17 protein-coding genes are annotated in these 17,852 nt (G+C 58.3%); 16 read left to right on the forward strand and 1 reads right to left on the reverse strand.

Annotated elements, in window-relative coordinates:
* Positions 1 to 3 precede the first annotated feature (3 nt).
* Genes AC2FFF_RS06000 through murJ form a run of 3 tightly spaced genes read left to right on the forward strand, consistent with a single transcriptional unit; the run spans position 4 to position 5,493 of the window.
* Positions 4 to 1,176, forward strand: coding sequence for a penicillin-binding protein activator (locus tag AC2FFF_RS06000; protein ID WP_281972528.1), 1,173 nt, complete (start codon positions 4 to 6; stop codon positions 1,174 to 1,176).
* Positions 1,136 to 3,955, forward strand: coding sequence for a [protein-PII] uridylyltransferase (locus AC2FFF_RS06005; protein WP_496707887.1), 2,820 nt, complete (start codon positions 1,136 to 1,138; stop codon positions 3,953 to 3,955). Before AC2FFF_RS06000 ends, AC2FFF_RS06005 begins: the two co-directional genes overlap by 41 nt.
* The gene (murJ, locus tag AC2FFF_RS06010) at positions 3,952 to 5,493 is read left to right on the forward strand and encodes a murein biosynthesis integral membrane protein MurJ (RefSeq protein WP_271948384.1); all 1,542 of its coding nucleotides are present in this window, start codon (positions 3,952 to 3,954) and stop codon (positions 5,491 to 5,493) included. The genes AC2FFF_RS06005 and murJ overlap by 4 nt, the downstream gene beginning before the upstream one ends.
* On the opposite strand, the gene AC2FFF_RS06015 is transcribed toward murJ, so the two are convergent.
* Positions 5,494 to 6,180, reverse strand: coding sequence for a rhomboid family intramembrane serine protease (locus AC2FFF_RS06015; protein ID WP_142635554.1), 687 nt, complete (start codon positions 6,178 to 6,180; stop codon positions 5,494 to 5,496).
* 86 nt (positions 6,181 to 6,266) lie between these two features.
* Here AC2FFF_RS06015 and trpS point away from each other — a divergent pair, with 86 nt between their 5' ends.
* The 13 genes from trpS to AC2FFF_RS06080 all read left to right on the forward strand — a co-directional run bounded on the left by trpS (position 6,267) and on the right by AC2FFF_RS06080 (position 17,851).
* Positions 6,267 to 7,295, forward strand: a complete 1,029-nt coding sequence (gene trpS, locus AC2FFF_RS06020) for a tryptophan--tRNA ligase (RefSeq protein WP_281972530.1) — start codon at positions 6,267 to 6,269, stop codon at positions 7,293 to 7,295.
* 60 nt (positions 7,296 to 7,355) lie between these two features.
* Positions 7,356 to 8,219 carry a branched-chain amino acid aminotransferase gene (locus AC2FFF_RS06025; RefSeq protein ID WP_281995208.1) on the forward strand — a complete coding sequence of 288 codons (864 nt, stop codon included), beginning with the start codon at positions 7,356 to 7,358 and terminating at the stop codon, positions 8,217 to 8,219.
* 60 nt (positions 8,220 to 8,279) lie between these two features.
* Entirely contained in the window at positions 8,280 to 8,735 is a 456-nt protein-coding gene (locus AC2FFF_RS06030) for a universal stress protein (RefSeq protein ID WP_142635548.1), read from the forward strand.
* 10 nt (positions 8,736 to 8,745) lie between these two features.
* On the forward strand, positions 8,746 to 9,339 hold the full coding sequence (locus tag AC2FFF_RS06035; RefSeq protein ID WP_142635546.1) for a 2-hydroxychromene-2-carboxylate isomerase: 594 nt from the start codon (positions 8,746 to 8,748) through the stop codon (positions 9,337 to 9,339).
* Between the two features lie 69 nt (positions 9,340 to 9,408).
* A complete protein-coding gene (locus AC2FFF_RS06040; RefSeq protein ID WP_142635545.1) occupies positions 9,409 to 9,972 on the forward strand; it encodes a NifU family protein in 564 nt (187 codons plus the stop codon).
* Complete coding sequence (gene tsaB / locus AC2FFF_RS06045; RefSeq protein WP_496882888.1) at positions 9,962 to 10,549, forward strand: tRNA (adenosine(37)-N6)-threonylcarbamoyltransferase complex dimerization subunit type 1 TsaB; 588 nt, start codon at positions 9,962 to 9,964, stop codon at positions 10,547 to 10,549. Before AC2FFF_RS06040 ends, tsaB begins: the two co-directional genes overlap by 11 nt.
* Positions 10,546 to 10,959, forward strand: coding sequence for a GNAT family N-acetyltransferase (locus AC2FFF_RS06050; RefSeq protein ID WP_142635541.1), 414 nt, complete (start codon positions 10,546 to 10,548; stop codon positions 10,957 to 10,959). Before tsaB ends, AC2FFF_RS06050 begins: the two co-directional genes overlap by 4 nt.
* A gap of 159 nt (positions 10,960 to 11,118) precedes the next feature.
* Positions 11,119 to 12,117, forward strand: a complete 999-nt coding sequence (locus tag AC2FFF_RS06055) for a BMP family lipoprotein (RefSeq protein WP_142635539.1) — start codon at positions 11,119 to 11,121, stop codon at positions 12,115 to 12,117.
* A gap of 92 nt (positions 12,118 to 12,209) precedes the next feature.
* Positions 12,210 to 13,739, forward strand: coding sequence for an ABC transporter ATP-binding protein (locus AC2FFF_RS06060; protein ID WP_281972532.1), 1,530 nt, complete (start codon positions 12,210 to 12,212; stop codon positions 13,737 to 13,739).
* Position 13,740: 1 nt separating this feature from the next.
* On the forward strand, positions 13,741 to 14,832 hold the full coding sequence (locus tag AC2FFF_RS06065; RefSeq protein ID WP_142635535.1) for an ABC transporter permease: 1,092 nt from the start codon (positions 13,741 to 13,743) through the stop codon (positions 14,830 to 14,832).
* Positions 14,833 to 14,835: 3 nt separating this feature from the next.
* Positions 14,836 to 15,804: an ABC transporter permease gene (locus tag AC2FFF_RS06070; RefSeq protein WP_281972533.1), complete on the forward strand. Its 969-nt coding sequence runs from the start codon at positions 14,836 to 14,838 to the stop codon at positions 15,802 to 15,804.
* A 356-nt stretch (positions 15,805 to 16,160) separates the two neighbouring features.
* The gene (locus tag AC2FFF_RS06075; RefSeq protein WP_142635531.1) at positions 16,161 to 17,081 is read left to right on the forward strand and encodes a sulfite exporter TauE/SafE family protein; all 921 of its coding nucleotides are present in this window, start codon (positions 16,161 to 16,163) and stop codon (positions 17,079 to 17,081) included.
* Positions 17,082 to 17,083: 2 nt separating this feature from the next.
* On the forward strand, positions 17,084 to 17,851 hold the full coding sequence (locus tag AC2FFF_RS06080) for a TIGR02186 family protein (RefSeq protein WP_142635529.1): 768 nt from the start codon (positions 17,084 to 17,086) through the stop codon (positions 17,849 to 17,851).
* Position 17,852 lies beyond the last annotated feature (1 nt).

A 17,852-nucleotide genomic window follows, 5' to 3' on the forward strand; every position in this document is an offset into this window, starting at 1 on the left:
TAGATGTTTACCGTTTGCAAGCCCGTTCGCAAGTTGGCGCGTGCAGCCGCCGTCTTGGCCACCGCGACCATTCTGGCGGCGTGTGACGTCAGCAGTATCGGCGGAGGCCCGTCGATCAACACCTCAAAACCTGTACCGGTTGCTTTGCTGGTTCCGGCCGGATCTGGAAATTCCGGGGATGCTGAACTGGCGCGTAGCCTTGAAAACGCAGCCCGCCTGGCGATGTCCGATCTGCAGAATGTACAGATTGATTTGCGGGTCTACGACACCCGGGGCAATTCGGGTACCGCCGCAACAGTCGCGCAGCAAGCCGTGGCAGACGGCGCAAAGATAATCATTGGTCCGGTCTACGCCCAGGCGGCAAACTCAGCTGGTCTTGCGGTACTGAACAACAAGGTCAACCTGCTGTCGTTTTCGAACAATACCAGCATCGCAGGCGGCAATGTCTTCGTGCTCGGCCCCACTTTTGAAAACACCGCCAACCGGTTGGTCAACTATGCCGGTTCGCGCGGCAAGACCGGAACGGTCATCGTGCATAGCAACGATGCCGCCGGGCGGCTTGGACAATCGGCTATTGCAACCGCGCTGAGCAGCAGCCGAGTGGGTAATGCAGGCACGGTCGGCTATGACCGCTCTCAGCAGGGGGTCATCAACTCGGTACCGACAATCAAGGCTACTGTGGCGTCCTCGGGGGCGGATTCGATCTTTCTGACTTCGACCACTGCAGGGGCGTTGCCGCTGTATTCCCAGCTTCTACCAGAAGCGGGCGTCTCCCCGGCAACCACGCAATATATGGGTCTGACCCGCTGGGACATCCCGGCCCAGACACTGGAACTGCCAGGCGTTCAGGGTGGCTGGTTCGCATTGCCGGACCCATCCAAGGCACAGGCTTATCGTCAGCGGTACAACAACACATATGGCGAGGCACCACATCCGATCAGTGGCCTAGCCTATGATGGCATAGCCGCGATTGCTGCCTTGGTCAGCCAGGGCAAGTCCGACGCTCTTACCGCATCTGCCCTAACTCAGAACGCCGGTTTTCAGGGCGTTGGCGGTATCTTCCGTCTGCGACCCAACGGTACGAATGAACGTGGTCTGGCCATTGCCACGATCCAGAACAAACAGGTGGTTGTGATTGACCCTGCCCCCCAAAGCTTCTCTGGCGCCGGATTCTGATCGGCTGGCTCTGACACTCATCCCAAGGGGTGACCTGATTTGCCAGCCCGAAGAAATCTTTGACAGCGCAGCCGTTATGGCACAGCTGTCAGAGGCCTTCGACAAGACATCTGATAACGCCGAAAGGCGCGGCGAAACCGTGCGGATTTTGCGCAACGTCCAGAAATCCGGTCGTCAGTCAATCGCCGATGCCTTTGTCCGCGATCCATTTGACGCGCGGAGGCTGACCCATTCCTATACCTACCTGACCGACGGGCTGGTCTGCACCGCGATGCAAGTGGCCAGTCGCGAGCTTCACCCGCTGGCCACGCCGACACAGGGTGAAAAAATGGCCGTGCTGGCAGTGGGCGGCTATGGGCGTGGGGAAATGGCCCCGTCCTCGGATGTCGATCTGCTGTTTCTGACCCCCTACAAGATCACTGCCTGGGCCGAGAGTGTGATCGAATCCATGTTGTATATCCTGTGGGATCTGCGGCTGAAGGTCGGACATTCTTCGCGCACCATCAAGGATTGCCTGCGCCTGGGATCCGAGGATTTCACCATTCGCACCGCGATGTTGGAACAGCGCTATTTGGCTGGCGACGCCGATCTGGCAAATGAGTTGGAAACGCGCCTGAAAGACGATCTGTTCAAAGGCACTGAGCGCCAGTTCATCGAGTCCAAGCTGCAGGAACGCGACGCGCGCCATCTGAAACAGGGCGAGCGGTATATGGTCGAGCCCAACGTAAAAGAGGGCAAAGGCGGATTGCGCGACCTGCAATCGCTCTACTGGATTGCCAAATATATCTACGGCGTTCAGGACGTGGCCGAGTTGGTACCGCTGGGTCTGTTCACCCCCGAGGAATTCAGCACTTTTGTGGAAGCCGAGGATTTCCTGTGGGCCGTTCGCTCGCATTTGCATCTGGTGACCGGGCGCGCAACCGAACAACTGTCCTTTGACATGCAGGTCGAGGTCGCTTCCCGTATGGGATACGAAGACCGGGCGGGTCGACGGGCGGTCGAAGTGTTTATGCAGCGCTATTTCCGCGAGGCCACGAAGGTTGGCGAGCTGACGCGCATCTTCCTGACCAAACTCGAGGCGACGCATATGAAAAGCGCGCCTCTGCTAGAGCGTATTTTCCGCCGCCGCCCCAGGATCAAAGCCGGATATAAAGTCGTCCATGGACGTCTGGATGTAGCCGACCCGAACAAGTTTCTGGCGGACAAGCTGAACCTTCTGCGCCTGTTCGAGGAAGGTCTGCGCACCGGCATGCTGATCCACCCGGACGCGATGCGGCTGGTCAGCGCCAACCTGAACCTGATTGATGACGACATGCGCGAAGACAAAGAGGCGCGGCGCATCTTTCTCGACCTGATGCTGAAACACGGCAACCCGGAACGCGCCCTGCGCCGCATGAACGAACTGGGGGTGCTGTCGGCCTTTCTGCCCGAGTTCGAACACATCGTGGCGATGATGCAGTTCAACATGTACCACAGCTATACGGTGGATGAGCACACCATTCAGTGCATCGTCAATCTGGCCCAGATTGAACGCGGAGAGTTGGGGGAATCCCTGCCGTTGGCGTCTTCAATCCTGGAGGGCGGGGTCAATCGCAAGGTTCTGTATGTTGCCCTGCTGATCCATGACATTGCTAAGGGGCGACCCGAGGATCATTCGATTTTGGGCGCACAGATGGCCCGAAAGATTGCACCTCGGCTGGGTCTGAACAAATCGGATTCAGAAACCGTGGAATGGTTGGTGCGGTATCACTTGTTGATGTCGGACATGGCGCAGAAACGCGATATTTCCGACCCGCGCACGGTGCGCGACTTTGCCAAGGCCGTGAAAACGGTCAAAAGGTTGGACCTACTGACCGTGTTGACCGTCTGTGACATTCGCGGCGTTGGACCCAACACCTGGAACAACTGGAAAGCCACCCTGCTACGCGCGCTGCATGCAGAAACCAAGCGCGCGCTTGAGACCGGGATGGAAGACCTCAACCGTGCCAATCGCGGTGCCGGTGCCAAAAAGGCGTTGCGGGCCGAGCTGGCGGAATGGACCAAAGCCGCCCTCAAAACCGAGACGGGTCGGCACTATGACCCCTATTGGCAGGGCCTGAACCTTTCGACCCATGTAGAATTTGCCGAGATGCTGAAAGAGCTGGACCGCAGCGGTGATGCTGGCGCGATGGAAATCCGTCTGCACCCGGATGAAGACCGCGATGCGACGCGGGCCTGCTTTGCCATGGGTGATCACCCCGGCATTTTTGCCCGTATCGCAGGCGCTTTGGCGCTGGTCGGGGCTAATGTGGTTGATGCGCGCAGTTACACCACCAAAGACGGCTATGTCACCGATGCGTTCTGGATTCAGGACGCCGATGGACACCCGTTCGAGGCCAGCCGCTTGCCGCGCCTGACACAGATGATCCACAAGACCCTGAAAGGCGAGGTCGTGGCGCGGGATGCCCTTAAATCACGCGACAAGATCAAGAAACGCGAACGGGCCTTTAACGTGCCGACCCATATCATCTTCGACAATGACGGGTCCGAGATCTACACGATCATCGAGGTCGATACCCGGGACAGGCCCGGCCTGCTCTATGATCTGACACGAACGCTTGCTGCCGCCAATGTCTATATCGCCAATGCGGTGATCGCGACTTATGGCGAACAAGTGGTGGACACCTTTTACGTCAAGGATATGTTTGGGTTGAAATATCACTCGGAAAGCAAGCAGCGCGGGCTTGAGACCAAGCTGCGCAAGGCCATCTCCGAAGGCGCCGAGCGCGCGGTCTCATGAAGCAGATCCGGCTGTTTTCAGGCCTGTTCACTGTCGGGTTCTGGACCCTGGCCAGCCGTATTCTGGGCTTTCTGCGGGAAATCCTGCTGACCGCCTACATCGGGCCCGGGCCAGTAATGGATGCATTCGTCGCCGCCTTTCGCCTGCCCAACATGTTCCGCCGCTTCTTTGCCGAAGGTGCGTTTAACGCAGCCTTTGTGCCGATGTTTTCCAAACGGCTCGAAGGCGGGGAAAACGCGCAAGGCTTTGCACAGGACGCGTTCAACCTGCTGGCCGTGGCGGTGCTGGCGCTGGTCGGGCTGGCGATGGTTTTCATGCCTGGTCTGGTCTGGCTGACGGCCGAGGGCTTTTACGGTGACGACCGCTTCGACCTTGCCGTGGATTATGGATATGTGGTCTTTCCCTACATCTTTTTCATGTCGCTAGCGGCGCTGTTCTCGGGCGTGCTGAACGCAACCGGCCGTTTCGCGGCTGCCGCCGCCGCGCCGATTTTACTGAACATCTTTGCCTGCATAGCACTGATCGCCGGCGCTATATCAGGCGGAGAGGTCATCCGTTGGCTGATCGCCGTCATCCCCATCGCTGGTGTTGCGCAGCTAGCGCTGGTCTGGGTTGCAACCGAACGTGCGGGCATCCGTATCCGCCCGGGCCTGCCGAAACTCAGCCCTGAAATGCGCAACATGGTCCGCATTGCGGTTCCGGCCGCCTTGGCCATGGGGGTTACACAGGTCAATCTGGTGGTGGGCCAGCTGGTTGCTTCGAAAACCGAAAAGGCCGTCAGCTGGTTGTTTGCAGCGGATCGCTTGTACCAGTTGCCATTGGGCGTCGTGGGCATCGCCGTCGGCATCGTCCTGTTACCCGATCTATCTCGCCGCCTGCGCGCTGGGGACAAATCGGGCGCCCGCGATGCGTTTTCTCGCGCAGGTGAGTTTACGTTGCTGTTGACCATCCCGTCGACCGTTGCCTTTGTGCTCATCCCCACCCAGCTGGTCTCGGTTCTGTTCGAGCGCGGACAGTTCACCCCCGAAGACACCGCCGCCACCGCACTTGCCGTGGCGATCTATGGCATCGGCCTGCCCGCGTTCATGCTGCAGAAATTGTTGCAGCCTTTGTATTTCGCGCGTGAAGATACACGCTCGCCCTTTCACTATGCAGTGTTTGCGATGGTCGTGAACGCTGCACTGGCTTTCGGGCTGTATCCGTTGGTGGGATGGTTCGCACCTGCGATTGCCGCCTCGGTGGCCGGATGGGCCATGGTTGGACTGCTGGCCTTGGGCGCGCGAAAAATGGGGGAAGAAGCGCAGTTTGACGACCGGTTCAAGAACAGGGCATGGCGGATCATTGCGGCGTCCCTGGGGATGGGAGCTGTCCTGTATGCCGCTATTGAGCTGTTTGGCTGGGCCTTTGCCCTGGAAGGCTGGCGTTACCTGGCACTGCTCGGTTTGATCATCGTTGCTGCAGTCACGTATTTCCTGCTCGGCCACCTGATTGGTGCATTCAAACTTTCCGAGTTCAGAAAGGCTCTGCGTCGATCCTGATCAGTCGCGTCGGATGCGCCCGACAATCCGCGCCCACCCCCCCGGAGCAACCAGGAACGACAGGGCAAAACCAGTGGCAAAACCGCCCAGATCAGCCACCCAGTCCAGCGTTCCGCCAAACAGCAGGCCGAACAACAACTGAATGCCCATCAAAACTGCGATCAGGCTGAAGGCGCGGGATTGGTTTGCGCCCACCAGCGACAGCTTGCGCCATAATATCCACGTAAACGCTCCGATCAGCCCATAGACCGGAGGGAACCCACCCACCAGCGGAAAGCGCGGATCCAGCAACAGTGCATAAGCCAGCGCACCACCCACGCCCGACAGCACAAAGATCACCAGCATCTGAACGCTGCCAAAAACCTCGGCCACCATTTTACCCATGGCCAGCACAAAGACGCAGACAAAGATGGCCTGTGTGAACGTACCGGATACAAACGGATAGGTGACAAAGCGGATCAGATGCTCGAACGGCCAGCGCCCGTTTTCCACCATCCAGTCGAAGATATCCGGCGAAAACGAATAGTGCTGCAAAGCGTCCAAGCGCCAGCCTACAGCAGTTGGCCCCCCAATGATCCCGCGCGTACCTAGAGTAAATGCCAGTTCAACCCCCATGATGAACACACACAAAGCCACCACCACGGGCGGCAGAGGGTTCACGGCGGGTGTATAATGCTCACTGCTCATTGGGCGGGCCTTTCGCGGCTGTTGACGTCCCTTTGCCTCATGGGTAAGCGACGGGGGCTGATTTTTCCAGACGGGAGTTCCCTTCGATGACCGATTCCAAGTTCACGCCGCGCGTGTTTTCCGGTGCACAGCCATCCGGTAACCTGCACCTTGGCAACTATTTGGGCGCATTGCGGAACTGGGTTCGGATGCAAGGGTCCGACTATCAGACAATCTACTGTATGGTCGATTTGCACGCGATCACCGTTTGGCAGGACCCCAAAGAGTTGCAGCACGCAACGCGTGAGCTGTGCGCGGGGTATATCGCATCAGGATTAGATCCCGAAAAATCGATCCTGTTTAACCAAAGCCAGGTTCCTGAGCACGCGCAACTAGCATGGATTTTTAACTGCGTTGCCCGGCTTGGCTGGATGCAGCGCATGACACAGTTCAAAGATAAGGCTGGCAAGAACGCACAGAATGCATCGTTGGGCCTATTCGCCTATCCGGCGCTTATGGCCGCAGATATCCTTGTATATCACGCGACACATGTACCCGTCGGAGATGATCAAAAGCAACACCTGGAACTAACCCGAGATATCGCAACTAAGTTCAATCATGACTATGGCGTCGATTTTTTTCCGTTGACCGAACCCGTCATCAAAGGTGCGGGAACTCGGGTCATGAGCTTGCGCGATGGGTCAAAAAAGATGTCCAAATCCGACCCCTCTGACATGACCCGGATCAACATGACCGATGATGCCGAGACGATCGCCAAGAAAATCCGAAAGGCCAAGACCGACCCGGACGCTCTGCCTTCGGAAGTCGATGGCTTGGACAACCGCCCCGAGGCCCGCAATCTGGTGAATATCTACGCCGCCCTCAGCGATCAGACGGCGGATCAGGTTCTGGCCGACGTTGGCGGCAAGCAATTTGGCGAGTTCAAACCGATGCTGGCCGATCTGGCGGTTGCCAAACTGTCTCCGATCTCGACCGAAATGGCCCGCCTGATGGGTGAAGAGGCCGAGATTGATCGCATTCTGGCCAATGGCGCAGAAAAGGCGCGGGCGATTGCAGCCCCGATCCTGCAGCAGACCTATGACATCGTCGGCATGGTTGGTGCGAAACGGGGCTGATTGGCTCTGGACGTTGCCTTAACGCCTTCCTAGGTTTGCCTCAAAGCTTGGGAGGGCGTCATGGCAGTCGGCAAGAACATCCGCACCTATTTCAACGGGCAATGGCATGATGGGGATGCACCGATCATGCGCGCTGCGGATCATGGTGCGTGGCTGGGATCATCCGTCTTTGACGGCGCGCGGTTCTTCAACGGGCTGACCCCGGATCTGGAGGCCCATTGCGCCCGCGTGAACCGCTCTGCCGAGGCGCTGATGCTGACCCCGACCGTCACCAAAGACCAGATGGTCGAGATCGTGCTGGAAGGGCTTGAAGCCTATGCGCCCGACGCGGCCGTGTATATCCGCCCGATGTATTGGGGCATCGACGGAGATGCGACAGCGATCGTACCGCAGGAAAACAGCACCGGGTTTGCTGTCTGCCTGGAAGAGATTCCGATGGCGCCTGAGACCGCCTCGGACACGCTGGGACTGACCCGATTCCGCCGTCCGGTACTGGAATCAGCAGTGGTGAATGCCAAGGCCGGGTGTCTGTATCCCAACAATGCACGGATGCTGAACGAGGTACGTGCGAACGGGTTTTCGAATGCTTTGGTGGCTGACGCATTGGGCAACGTAGCCGAAACCGCAACCGCCAATATCTTTATGGTCCGCGACGGCGAGGTCTTTACCCCCGTCCCCAACGGCACCTTCCTTGCCGGCATCACCCGTGCACGACATATCAAAAACCTGCGGGCCGACGGCGTGGCTGTGCATGAGGCGGTTCTGAGTTTCGAGGATTTCTACCGGGCCGACGAGGTATTCATGACTGGCAACATGAGCAAGATCACCCCGGTGACCGCGCTGGAGGACACCCGGTTTCAGGTCGGGCCCGTCGCCCGGCGTGCACGCGACCTGTATTGGGACTGGGCCGCCAGTGGGCGTTAGGCTCTGGTTGCCAGCACGCACCTAGTCGGGCATGATCCCCGGAAATGAATGAGGACACCCATGCGCAAGTTCCTAGTGGTTCTGGATGACAGTCGCGAATGCCTGAATGCGATGCGATTCGCGGCTATGCGCGCGGCCCATACCGGCGGCGGCGTAACAATCCTGTCGGTAATCCCACCGGACGAATTCAACCATTGGATCGGCGTTGCCACCGTCATGCGTGAAGAAGCGCGCGAGCGTATCCATGCGCATTTTGAAGTTTTCGCAAAATGGATGCGCGACAAGCAAGACGTTGATCCTGAACTGGCCATCCGCGAAGGCGAGCCCGTTGCCCAGATCATCGAGCATGTGCAATCCGATCCTGATATCGGCGTTCTGGTTCTGGGTGCAGGCACTGACAAAAAGGGACCTGGCCCATTGGTGACTCAACTGACCAAAAACTCAGGCAGCCTGCCGATCCCAATCACTATTGTTCCTGGTGATCTGAGCAAAGAAAAACTCGAAGCGATTACCTGAGGCCACACCGATGCAACGCAGCATTCAATTCTGGTTCGAATTCGCCTCGACCTATTCTTATCTCAGCGCGATGCGTATCGAAGAGGCTGCCACCCGCCAGGGCGTCTCGGTCGAATGGCAGCCTTTTCTGCTGGGGCCAATCTTTGCCGCCCAAGGGTGGGACAATTCTCCGTTCAATCTGTACCCGGCAAAAGGCCTGTACATGTGGCGGGATATGGAACGCCTGACCGCCCAGCGCGGCTTGCCATTTGTCCGGCCCGATCCTTTTCCGCAGAACGGCTTGAAAGCGGCCAGGTTAACATTGGCGATTGAAGATCAGGGGCAAAAAGCTGCCTTTGTGCGCGCCGTCTATTCTGCCGAATTTGCCCAAGGGCAGAACATCGCGGATGAGGCTGTTTTGGCCGGATGCCTCAGCTCAGCCGGGCTTGCCGCTGATTTACTTTCCCAGACCCAGAATCCGGCGATCAAAGCAGCGCTTATCGCGCAGACAAAAACCGCTCAGGCCAAAGGGCTTTTTGGCGCGCCCAGCTTTCTGGTCGGTGACGAGCTGTTTTGGGGCGATGATCGGCTGGACGATGCGATAAGCTCAGCTGCAGAAATTTAGAATCGTTCCAATTCTTGACTTCCAGCTCGTGGACCCGCATATCAGAGACAACAGATACGGAGCCGCGCCATGTTCATCCAGACCGAATCCACACCGAACCCTGCAACCCTGAAATTCCTGCCCGGCCAGACCGTGCTGGAAGCGGGCACTGCAGATTTCCCATCGGCTGAGGCTGCGGAAAAGTCGCCGCTGGCCAACCGCATTTTCGCTGTGAGTGGCGTGACAGGGGTATTTTTCGGCAATGACTTCGTAACCGTGACCAAAGCGGACGACGTCCAGTGGGACCATATCAAACCGGCCATTCTGGGCGCGGTGATGGAGCATTATCAATCCGGCCAGCCGATCATGGGAGCGGATGCCAATACAGCCTCGGGCCATGCTGAACACAGCGGCGAAGACGCCGAGGTGGTCAACCAGATCAAAGACCTGCTGGACAGCCGTGTGCGCCCGGCAGTCGCGCAGGACGGGGGCGACATCACGTTTCACGGTTTTGACCGCGGCGTTGTCTACCTGCATATGCAAGGCGCCTGCGCAGGCTGCCCATCCTCGACGCTGACGTTGAAGATGGGAATCGAAAACCTGCTGCGTCACTACATTCCCGAAGTGACCGAGGTTCGCCCTGTTGCCGTCTGAACCACTCATTCTGGCGTTTGACACATCGGCCGCGCATTGCGCGGCCGCTTTGTTGCGCGGTGACCGGATTGTGGCGTCTTGTGTCGAGCCCATGTCGCGGGGACAAGCCGAACGTCTGATGCCGCTGCTCGAAGAGGTGCTGTCATCAGAACAATGCTCATGGCGCGACCTGTCAGCGATCGGCGTTGGAATAGGCCCCGGTAATTTCACCGGAATACGCATCTCGGTCTCGGCCGCGCGGGGTCTGGCCTTAGGTCTGGGTATACCGGCCATTGGTGTATCGGGCTTTGACGCGCTTGCTGTCCTGGACAGCGATGCGTTGCCCGCAATTCGCGCGCCCAGAGATCAGGTCTATGTTTCGCAGCCTGATATGGAACCGGCACTGATCCAGCTTGATCAGGCAAAATCGCTGGGCACACTGATGTTCAACGACAACTCCAAGGCTCAGGTCTGCGCTATTGCCCGAGTGGCTGCACAAAGAAGGCTGACCAAGACCGAGGCTCCCGCCCCTCTTTACATACGCCCAGCAGACGCGGCGCCCTCCAAGGATCAACCGCCGATGTTGCTGGACGGATGACTCCCGAAGAACTGGCAAATACTCACGCCGCAGCATTCACACAATCGCGCCCCTGGACCGCCACAGAGTTTGCAGAGCTGCTGCAGAATCGCTTTACCCATATCGTAGGTGATGCCCAGTCTTTTGCCCTTTTCCAGGCAATCGCAAACGAAGCCGAATTGCTGACGATTGCCACCCATCCCACAGTTCAGCGTCAGGGACTGGCTAGGAAACGTATGGTCGAATGGCACGCAGCTGCCAAAAAACTGGGCGCTATCCGGGCGATTCTGGATGTTTCCATCGCCAACCAGCCCGCGATTACACTTTACAAGCATTGCGGGTATCGTGTGTGCGGTACGCGCAAGAATTACTATACGGTTGAAAATAATCAGAAAATTGATGCCATCGTCATGGAATGCAATTTAACCTGAGACAGGCTGCGAATTTTCTTGGACCAAATGGTCAAAAATCTGTTGACCGCGGCGGTTGCAAACGGCCTTAATTCCCGCCATCACAACGGTTATGCTCGCTAACAGTGGGTAAACGGGGCTATCTTGGCTCCGACCGAAAAAAACAAACGGGAGTAACAAATGACCCTGATGAAATCCTTGATGGGCGCCGCAGCGGCGGTTGCACTGACAGCGGGTGCCGCACTGGCCGAACCGGCACTGATCTTTGATCTGGGCGGCAAGTTCGACAAATCGTTCAACGAAGCCGCGCATAACGGCGCCTCACGCTGGGCGGAAGAAACGGGCGGCACCTACCGCGAGATCGAAATGCAGTCCGAAGCGCAACGCGAACAGGCCCTGCGCCGCTTTGCCGAAGCAGGCTCAAACCCGATCATCACCATGGGTTTCGGTATGGCTGATCCGCTCAGCGCGGTTGTTGCCGACTATCCGGACACGAAATTTGTCGTTGTCGATGTAACCTGGCTGGACGCGCCTAACCTGCGTCAAGTTGGATTCGCTGAACACGAAGGGTCTTACCTCGTTGGTATGATGGCGGCGATGGCATCCGAATCCGGAACTGTTGGCTTCATCGGCGGCATGGATGTTCCGCTGATCCGTCACTTTGGCTGCGGCTATGCTCAGGGTGCCAAGGCGGTGAACCCAGATATCAACGTGGTTGCCAACATGACCGGCACAACGCCTGCGGCATGGAACGACCCGGTTAAGGGCTCGGAACTGACAAAGGCACAAATCAGTCAGGGTGCCGACGTGGTCTATGCCGCAGCTGGCGGCACCGGTGTTGGTGTTCTGCAAACCGCTGCTGACGAAGGCATCCTGTCAATCGGTGTCGACAGCAACCAGAACCACCTGCACCCAGGCAAAGTTCTGACCTCGATGCTGAAGCGCGTGGACGTCGCTGTTTATGAGGCGATGAGCGCAGGTGAGAACGTTGAGACCGGCGTATATATCATGGGTCTGGCCGAAGACGGCGTTGGCTATGCGATCGACGACAACAACGCTCCGCTGGTTTCGGATGATATGAAAGCAGCAGTCGACAAAGCCCGTCAGGACATCATCGACGGCAATGTTTCGGTTGTCAGCTATTACGAGAACGACAGCTGCCCCGCACTGCAGTTCTGATATCACGCGGGTCGGGGGTTTTGCCCCCGGCCCAGTTCCACTCTGCTGCGCCGGAAAGACCGCGCAGTCCTTTCGGCAACTGAGGACAAGACATGACCGTCCCCGCCATTGAGCTCAAAGGGATATCCAAATCCTTTGGGCCGGTTCAGGCCAACAAAGACATTTCCATCAGCGTCGCCCCCGGTACGATCCATGGGATCATCGGTGAAAACGGTGCGGGCAAATCCACGCTGATGAGCATTCTCTACGGCTTTTACAAAGCCGACAAAGGTGAAATCTGGATCAATGGTCAAAAGACCGAAATCCCTGACAGCCAGGCCGCGATCGCCTCGGGCATCGGGATGGTGTTTCAGCATTTCAAACTGGTCGAGAATTTTACCGTTCTGGAAAACATCGTGCTGGGCGCCGAGGATGGCGGGCTATTGGCCCCGTCCCTGACCAAGGCCCGCAAAGAGTTGAAAGAGCTGGAAGAAGAATACGAACTGTTCGTTGACCCCGACAAGCGTATCGACGAAATCGGTGTGGGGATGCAGCAAAGGGTTGAGATTCTTAAGGCGCTGTATCGCAAGGCCGAGATCCTGATTCTGGACGAACCAACCGGCGTGCTGACCCCATCCGAGGCGGATCAGCTGTTCCGCATCCTCGACCGGCTGCGGGCCGAGGGGAAGACGATCATCGTGATCACCCACAAACTGCGCGAGATCATGGAAAACACCGACACCGTGTCGGTCATGCGCCGCGGGCAAATGACGGCCACCGTGAAAACCGCCGAGACCAGCCCCGAAGAACTGGCCGAGCTGATGGTGGGCCGCAAGGTTCTGCTGCAGGTCGACAAGGTTCCGGCACAGCCCGGTAAGCCCATCCTCGAGATTGAAAACCTGCGTGTTTTCGACAGCGCGGGCGTCGAGCGTGTCAAAGGCATCGACTTGACCGTGCGCGCTGGTGAGATCGTGGGCATCGCAGGCGTCGCCGGCAATGGCCAATCCGAACTGCTAGAGGTTCTGGGCGGGATGCGCCCGGGCCAGGGCCAGATCAAACTGAACGGCACGCCGCTTGCGCTCAGCGGGGCGGGGTCAGATGGCCAGGCGCGGCGCGCGCAGCACATTGCGCATGTGCCCGAAGACCGCCAGCGCGAAGGCCTGATCATGGATTTCCACGCCTGGGAGAACGTGGCCTTCGGCTATCACCGTGACCCGGCCTATAAACGTGGCCTCTTCATGGATAACGCCGCCCTGCGCGCCGATACCGAAGCCAAGATCGAAAAATTCGATGTGCGCCCGCCGAACCCCTGGCTGTCGGCCAAAAGCTTTTCGGGCGGCAATCAGCAGAAGATCGTCGTCGCGCGTGAAATCGAACGTAACCCGGACCTGCTGTTGGTCGGTCAGCCGACCCGAGGCGTGGATATCGGGGCGATCGAATTCATTCACAAACAGATCGTCGATCTGCGCGACCAGGGCAAGGCGATCCTGCTGGTCTCGGTCGAGCTGGAAGAGATATTCTCGCTGTCGGATCGAATCGCTGTCATGTTTGACGGACATATCATGGGCGAACGCCTGCCCCATAAAACTGATGAAAAAGAACTTGGCCTGTTGATGGCCGGTGTTGCGGGAGAGGCAGCGTAACATGGAAAAAATGCCCAAATGGGCCGATGTCGTTCTGATCCCGGTGATCAGTCTGCTTCTGGCTGCAATCCTGTCGGCGCTGGTGATCCTCGCCATTGGCGAAAACCCGATCGAAGCGGTGAACCTGATGGTCACCGGCGCGCTGGGATCGACCTATGGCTGGGGCTATACGCTGTATTACGCCACGAATTTCATGTTCACCGGACTCGCTGTGGCGGTCGCCTTTCACGCACGGCTGTTCAATATCGGTGGCGAAGGTCAGGCGATGCTGGGCGGGCTTGGCGTGGCCGTGGTGTGCCTTTACATCGACTGGCCGCATTGGAGCATCGCCTTGCTGGCCGCCTGTGCCGCATCGATGGTGTTTGGGGCCGCTTGGGCGGCCATTCCGGCCTATCTGCAGGCCAAACGCGGCAGCCATATCGTGATCACCACGATCATGTTCAACTTCATCGCTGCTGCCTTGCTGAACTATATGCTGGTCAACGTCATGCGCCCGCAGGGCTCGCAAGACCCGGCAACTGCACGCTTCCCCGAGGCGGTGCATCTGCCGACGTTCCAGTCGATGTTCTCGACCGCTGAAAACGTCGTATTCCGTGGCGCACCTGCCAATATCTCATTCTTTGTTGCTGTCCTGGCCTGTGTGATCGTTTGGGCGCTGATCTGGCGCACCCGGCTGGGCTATGAGATCCGCGCCTATGGGCATTCGGAAACCGGTGCCGTCTATGCCGGTATTTCTCCGGTTCGGATCACCATCATCGCCATGCTGATCTCGGGCGCGCTGGCTGGTCTGATGGCCACGAACAACGTGATGGGTGAGGCAGAGCGGCTGGTTCTGAACTCGACCGAGGGCGCTGGCTTTATCGGTATCGCCGTGGCGCTGATGGGTCGATCCCATCCGTTTGGGGTGTTTCTGGCGGCGCTGCTGTTTGGTTTCCTCTATCAGGGCGGGGCCGAGCTGGCGTTGTGGACGTCTATCCCCCGAGAGCTGATCGTAGTCATACAGGCCCTAGTGATCCTGTTCACCGGCGCGCTTGACAACATGGTCCGCATGCCGCTTGAGAAACTGTTCTTGGCCATGCGGAAGGAGGGCTAAGCGATGGATACTTTCGTTACCCTCATCCAGGTCCTCGATTCGACCGTCCGCCTGGCTACGCCGCTGTTGCTGGCCTGTCTGGCCGGTCTGTACTCCGAACGCGCCGGTATTTTCGACATCGGGCTTGAGGGCAAGATGCTGATCGCGGCGTTCTTTTCTGCCGCCGTCGCCGCCGTGACCGGATCGGTCTGGCTGGGATTGCTGGCCGGGATCGCGGCCTCTCTTGTTCTGTCCGCCCTGCATGGGGTGGCCTCGATCACCTTTCGGGGCAACCAGCTGATTTCAGGCGTCGCCATCAACTTTCTGGCCTCGGGGCTGACGGTCCTGATCGCGCAAAGCTGGTTCAAACAGGGCGGGCGTACCCCCTCGCTGTTCGGCGGAGGGCGCTTTGAACCGATCACCTTCCCTTTTGCGGATGCGGTGAGTGATATCCCATTTCTTGGGCCAATCTATTCCGAGCTGCTGTCCGGCCATTCGATCCTTGTCTATGTGTCTTTCCTTCTGGTCCCGACAACCTGGTGGGTTTTGTACCGCACCCGCTTTGGCCTGCGCCTGCGCGCGGTGGGTGAAAACCCAGCCGCGGTGGATACGGCCGGGGTTTCTGTCGTTGGGCTGCGTTTTGCGGCCGTCGCGATCTGTGGCGTGCTTTGCGGCATTGCCGGTGCCTATCTGGCCACGGCCCTGCAAGCTGGATTCGTCAAGGAAATGACTGCCGGTCGCGGGTTCATCGCGCTGGCGGCACTGATCTTTGCAAAATGGCGGCCATGGCACGCGATGTGGGCTTGCCTGCTGTTCGGACTGTTGCAAGCGGTTGCGTTGCGGTTCCAAAATATTGACCTGGGTGGCGTGGTGATTCCTGTGCAGGTCATGGATGCGCTGCCATATATCCTGACCGTCGTCATTTTGGCCGGCTTTGTCGGCAAGGCCGTTCCACCGAAAGCCGGTGGCGAACCCTATGTAAAAGAGCGGTAATAGGTCCAGTTTGAAACACACGTCAGTCCTGTTCGCTGCATGGCGGCATGTAGAGTTGATTTTACATGCCGCAACGGCTCTAAAGGGGCATGGATGTGTTTCCAGTGACAGCTGATTTGAGAGAGTTTCTCGCCGGGGTGCCGGATGCTAGGTCTTGCGCTTGGTCTAAGGGGATACTCCCTGTCAAAACGCCTTTTGCGGATGCACAGTTTCAGACTGGTCCAAGCCGCCAGCCCTGCTTTACCCTGCCTCGCCAAGGGCGTGATTCTGCGCGTCAGATACGAACCCTTTCACAAATTCCAGAAGTCGAATGTGTCACATTGCGCGACGCAGCTGGCCCTAATTACTAGTACCTCATGCAAATTTACCTTCCTATCGCTGAAGTTTCCGTAAACGCCTTTCTGCTGCTGGGGTTGGGCGGCATGGTTGGCATCCTGTCAGGGATGTTCGGGGTCGGCGGCGGGTTTCTGATGACCCCGCTGTTGTTTTTCATTGGCATCCCACCAGCAGTTGCCGTAGCCACCGAAGCGAACCAGATTGTCGCCTCGTCATTTTCTGGTGTTCTGGCCCATTTCCGCCGAAAGACGGTCGACCTGAAGATGGGCACGGTATTGCTGGTCGGGGGACTGATCGGAGCTGCGTTCGGGGTGGTGATCTTCAACTATCTCAAAAGCCTCGGACAAGTCGATTTGCTCGTAACCCTGTGTTACGTGGTCTTTCTGGGCGTCGTCGGCAGCTTGATGTTCATCGAAAGCTTGAACGCGCTGCGTAAATCCAAAAAGGGCACCGCCGCCCCTGTTGCACGTCGTCAGCGCGGCTGGATTCACGCGATGCCGTTCAAAATGCGGTTCCGTACATCGGGCCTCTATATCTCGGTCATCCCCCCCGTCCTGGTCGGGCTTAGCGTAGGTATCCTTTCTGCGATCATGGGTGTCGGAGGCGGCTTTATCATGGTTCCTGCCATGATTTACCTGCTGGGAATGCCCACCAAAGTCGTTGTCGGCACCTCCCTGTTCCAGATTATTTTCGTAACAGCGTTCACCACGATGCTGCACGCGACAACCAACTACACAGTCGACATTGTTCTGGCTGTGTTGTTGCTGGTCGGCGGCGTGATCGGGGCGCAGATCGGAACGGTGATCGGCGCACGAATGCCTGCCGAGCAGCTGCGCGTATTGCTGGCTGCACTGGTCTTGGTGGTTTGTGGCAAACTGGCGCTGGATCTGCTTCTGGAACCCTCCGAGCTCTATTCGCTCGGCGTTGCAGGGGGGCACTGATCATGCTGAGACGGTTGATCCTGCTACTCGCCCTCTGTGTCACCCCGGCCATCGCCGAGGAGGAACAGGTCGTGCTTGGCCTAAGCCAAGACCGGGTTGCCATCACGGCGAATTTCGATGGCTCGGAAATTCTTATTTTCGGTGCCGTGAAACGTGAAACGCCGATCCCTTCCGGCCCACCGCTTCAAGTTATCGTGGCCGTTGCAGGCCCCTCGAGCCCAGTGACGGTCCGGCGAAAAGAACGCAGGCTGGGTATCTGGGTCAACACCGACAGCGTCTTGGTCGACCTTGCGCCCAGTTTTTATGCGGTTGCCACCAGCGCTCCGCTTACAGAAATCCTGTCAGATACAGAAGACCTGCGGTACAGGATCTCGATTGAACGGGCCATTCGATCAGTGGGTGCCGCGATGAATATCCGGGGCGCGCAGAATTTTGCCGAGGCCGTCGTTCGCATCCGTGAGGATGAGGGCCTGTATTCTATCCGCGAAAATACGGTTGCGGTGGACGAGCAGACATTGTTCCGAACATCAATCGACATGCCAGCCGATTTGACCGAAGGCGCCTATTTCGCGCGCATATACCTGACCCGCGGCCGAGAAGTTGTTTCCCAGTTCGAGACCACAATCGACGTGCGGAAGGTCGGGCTGGAACGGTTCCTCTACAACATGTCCCGTCAGCAGCCGGTCTGGTACGGCCTGATGTCTTTGGTCATCGCCATCGCGGCGGGTTGGGGAGCGTCCACAGCCTTCCGACTATTGCGCGAGAACTAAA

Source organism: Ruegeria sp. YTSA226 (assembly GCF_059609905.1).

Bases quoted from the DNA above. Each gene is read 5' to 3' on its own strand.
- AC2FFF_RS06055 (WP_142635539.1), top strand. From the start codon at position 11,119: ATGACCCTGATGAAATCCTTGATGGGCGCCGCAGCGGCGGTTGCACTG.
- AC2FFF_RS06030 (WP_142635548.1), top strand. From the start codon at position 8,280: ATGCGCAAGTTCCTAGTGGTTCTGGATGACAGTCGCGAATGCCTGAAT.
- AC2FFF_RS06080 (WP_142635529.1), top strand. From the start codon at position 17,084: ATGCTGAGACGGTTGATCCTGCTACTCGCCCTCTGTGTCACCCCGGCC.
- AC2FFF_RS06015 (WP_142635554.1), bottom strand. From the start codon at position 6,180: ATGAGCAGTGAGCATTATACACCCGCCGTGAACCCTCTGCCGCCCGTG.
- trpS (WP_281972530.1), top strand. From the start codon at position 6,267: ATGACCGATTCCAAGTTCACGCCGCGCGTGTTTTCCGGTGCACAGCCA.
- AC2FFF_RS06040 (WP_142635545.1), top strand. From the start codon at position 9,409: ATGTTCATCCAGACCGAATCCACACCGAACCCTGCAACCCTGAAATTC.
- AC2FFF_RS06065 (WP_142635535.1), top strand. From the start codon at position 13,741: ATGGAAAAAATGCCCAAATGGGCCGATGTCGTTCTGATCCCGGTGATC.
- AC2FFF_RS06075 (WP_142635531.1), top strand. From the start codon at position 16,161: ATGCAAATTTACCTTCCTATCGCTGAAGTTTCCGTAAACGCCTTTCTG.
- AC2FFF_RS06060 (WP_281972532.1), top strand. From the start codon at position 12,210: ATGACCGTCCCCGCCATTGAGCTCAAAGGGATATCCAAATCCTTTGGG.
- AC2FFF_RS06025 (WP_281995208.1), top strand. From the start codon at position 7,356: ATGGCAGTCGGCAAGAACATCCGCACCTATTTCAACGGGCAATGGCAT.
- murJ (WP_271948384.1), top strand. From the start codon at position 3,952: ATGAAGCAGATCCGGCTGTTTTCAGGCCTGTTCACTGTCGGGTTCTGG.
- AC2FFF_RS06050 (WP_142635541.1), top strand. From the start codon at position 10,546: ATGACTCCCGAAGAACTGGCAAATACTCACGCCGCAGCATTCACACAA.
- AC2FFF_RS06000 (WP_281972528.1), top strand. From the start codon at position 4: ATGTTTACCGTTTGCAAGCCCGTTCGCAAGTTGGCGCGTGCAGCCGCC.
- AC2FFF_RS06070 (WP_281972533.1), top strand. From the start codon at position 14,836: ATGGATACTTTCGTTACCCTCATCCAGGTCCTCGATTCGACCGTCCGC.
- AC2FFF_RS06035 (WP_142635546.1), top strand. From the start codon at position 8,746: ATGCAACGCAGCATTCAATTCTGGTTCGAATTCGCCTCGACCTATTCT.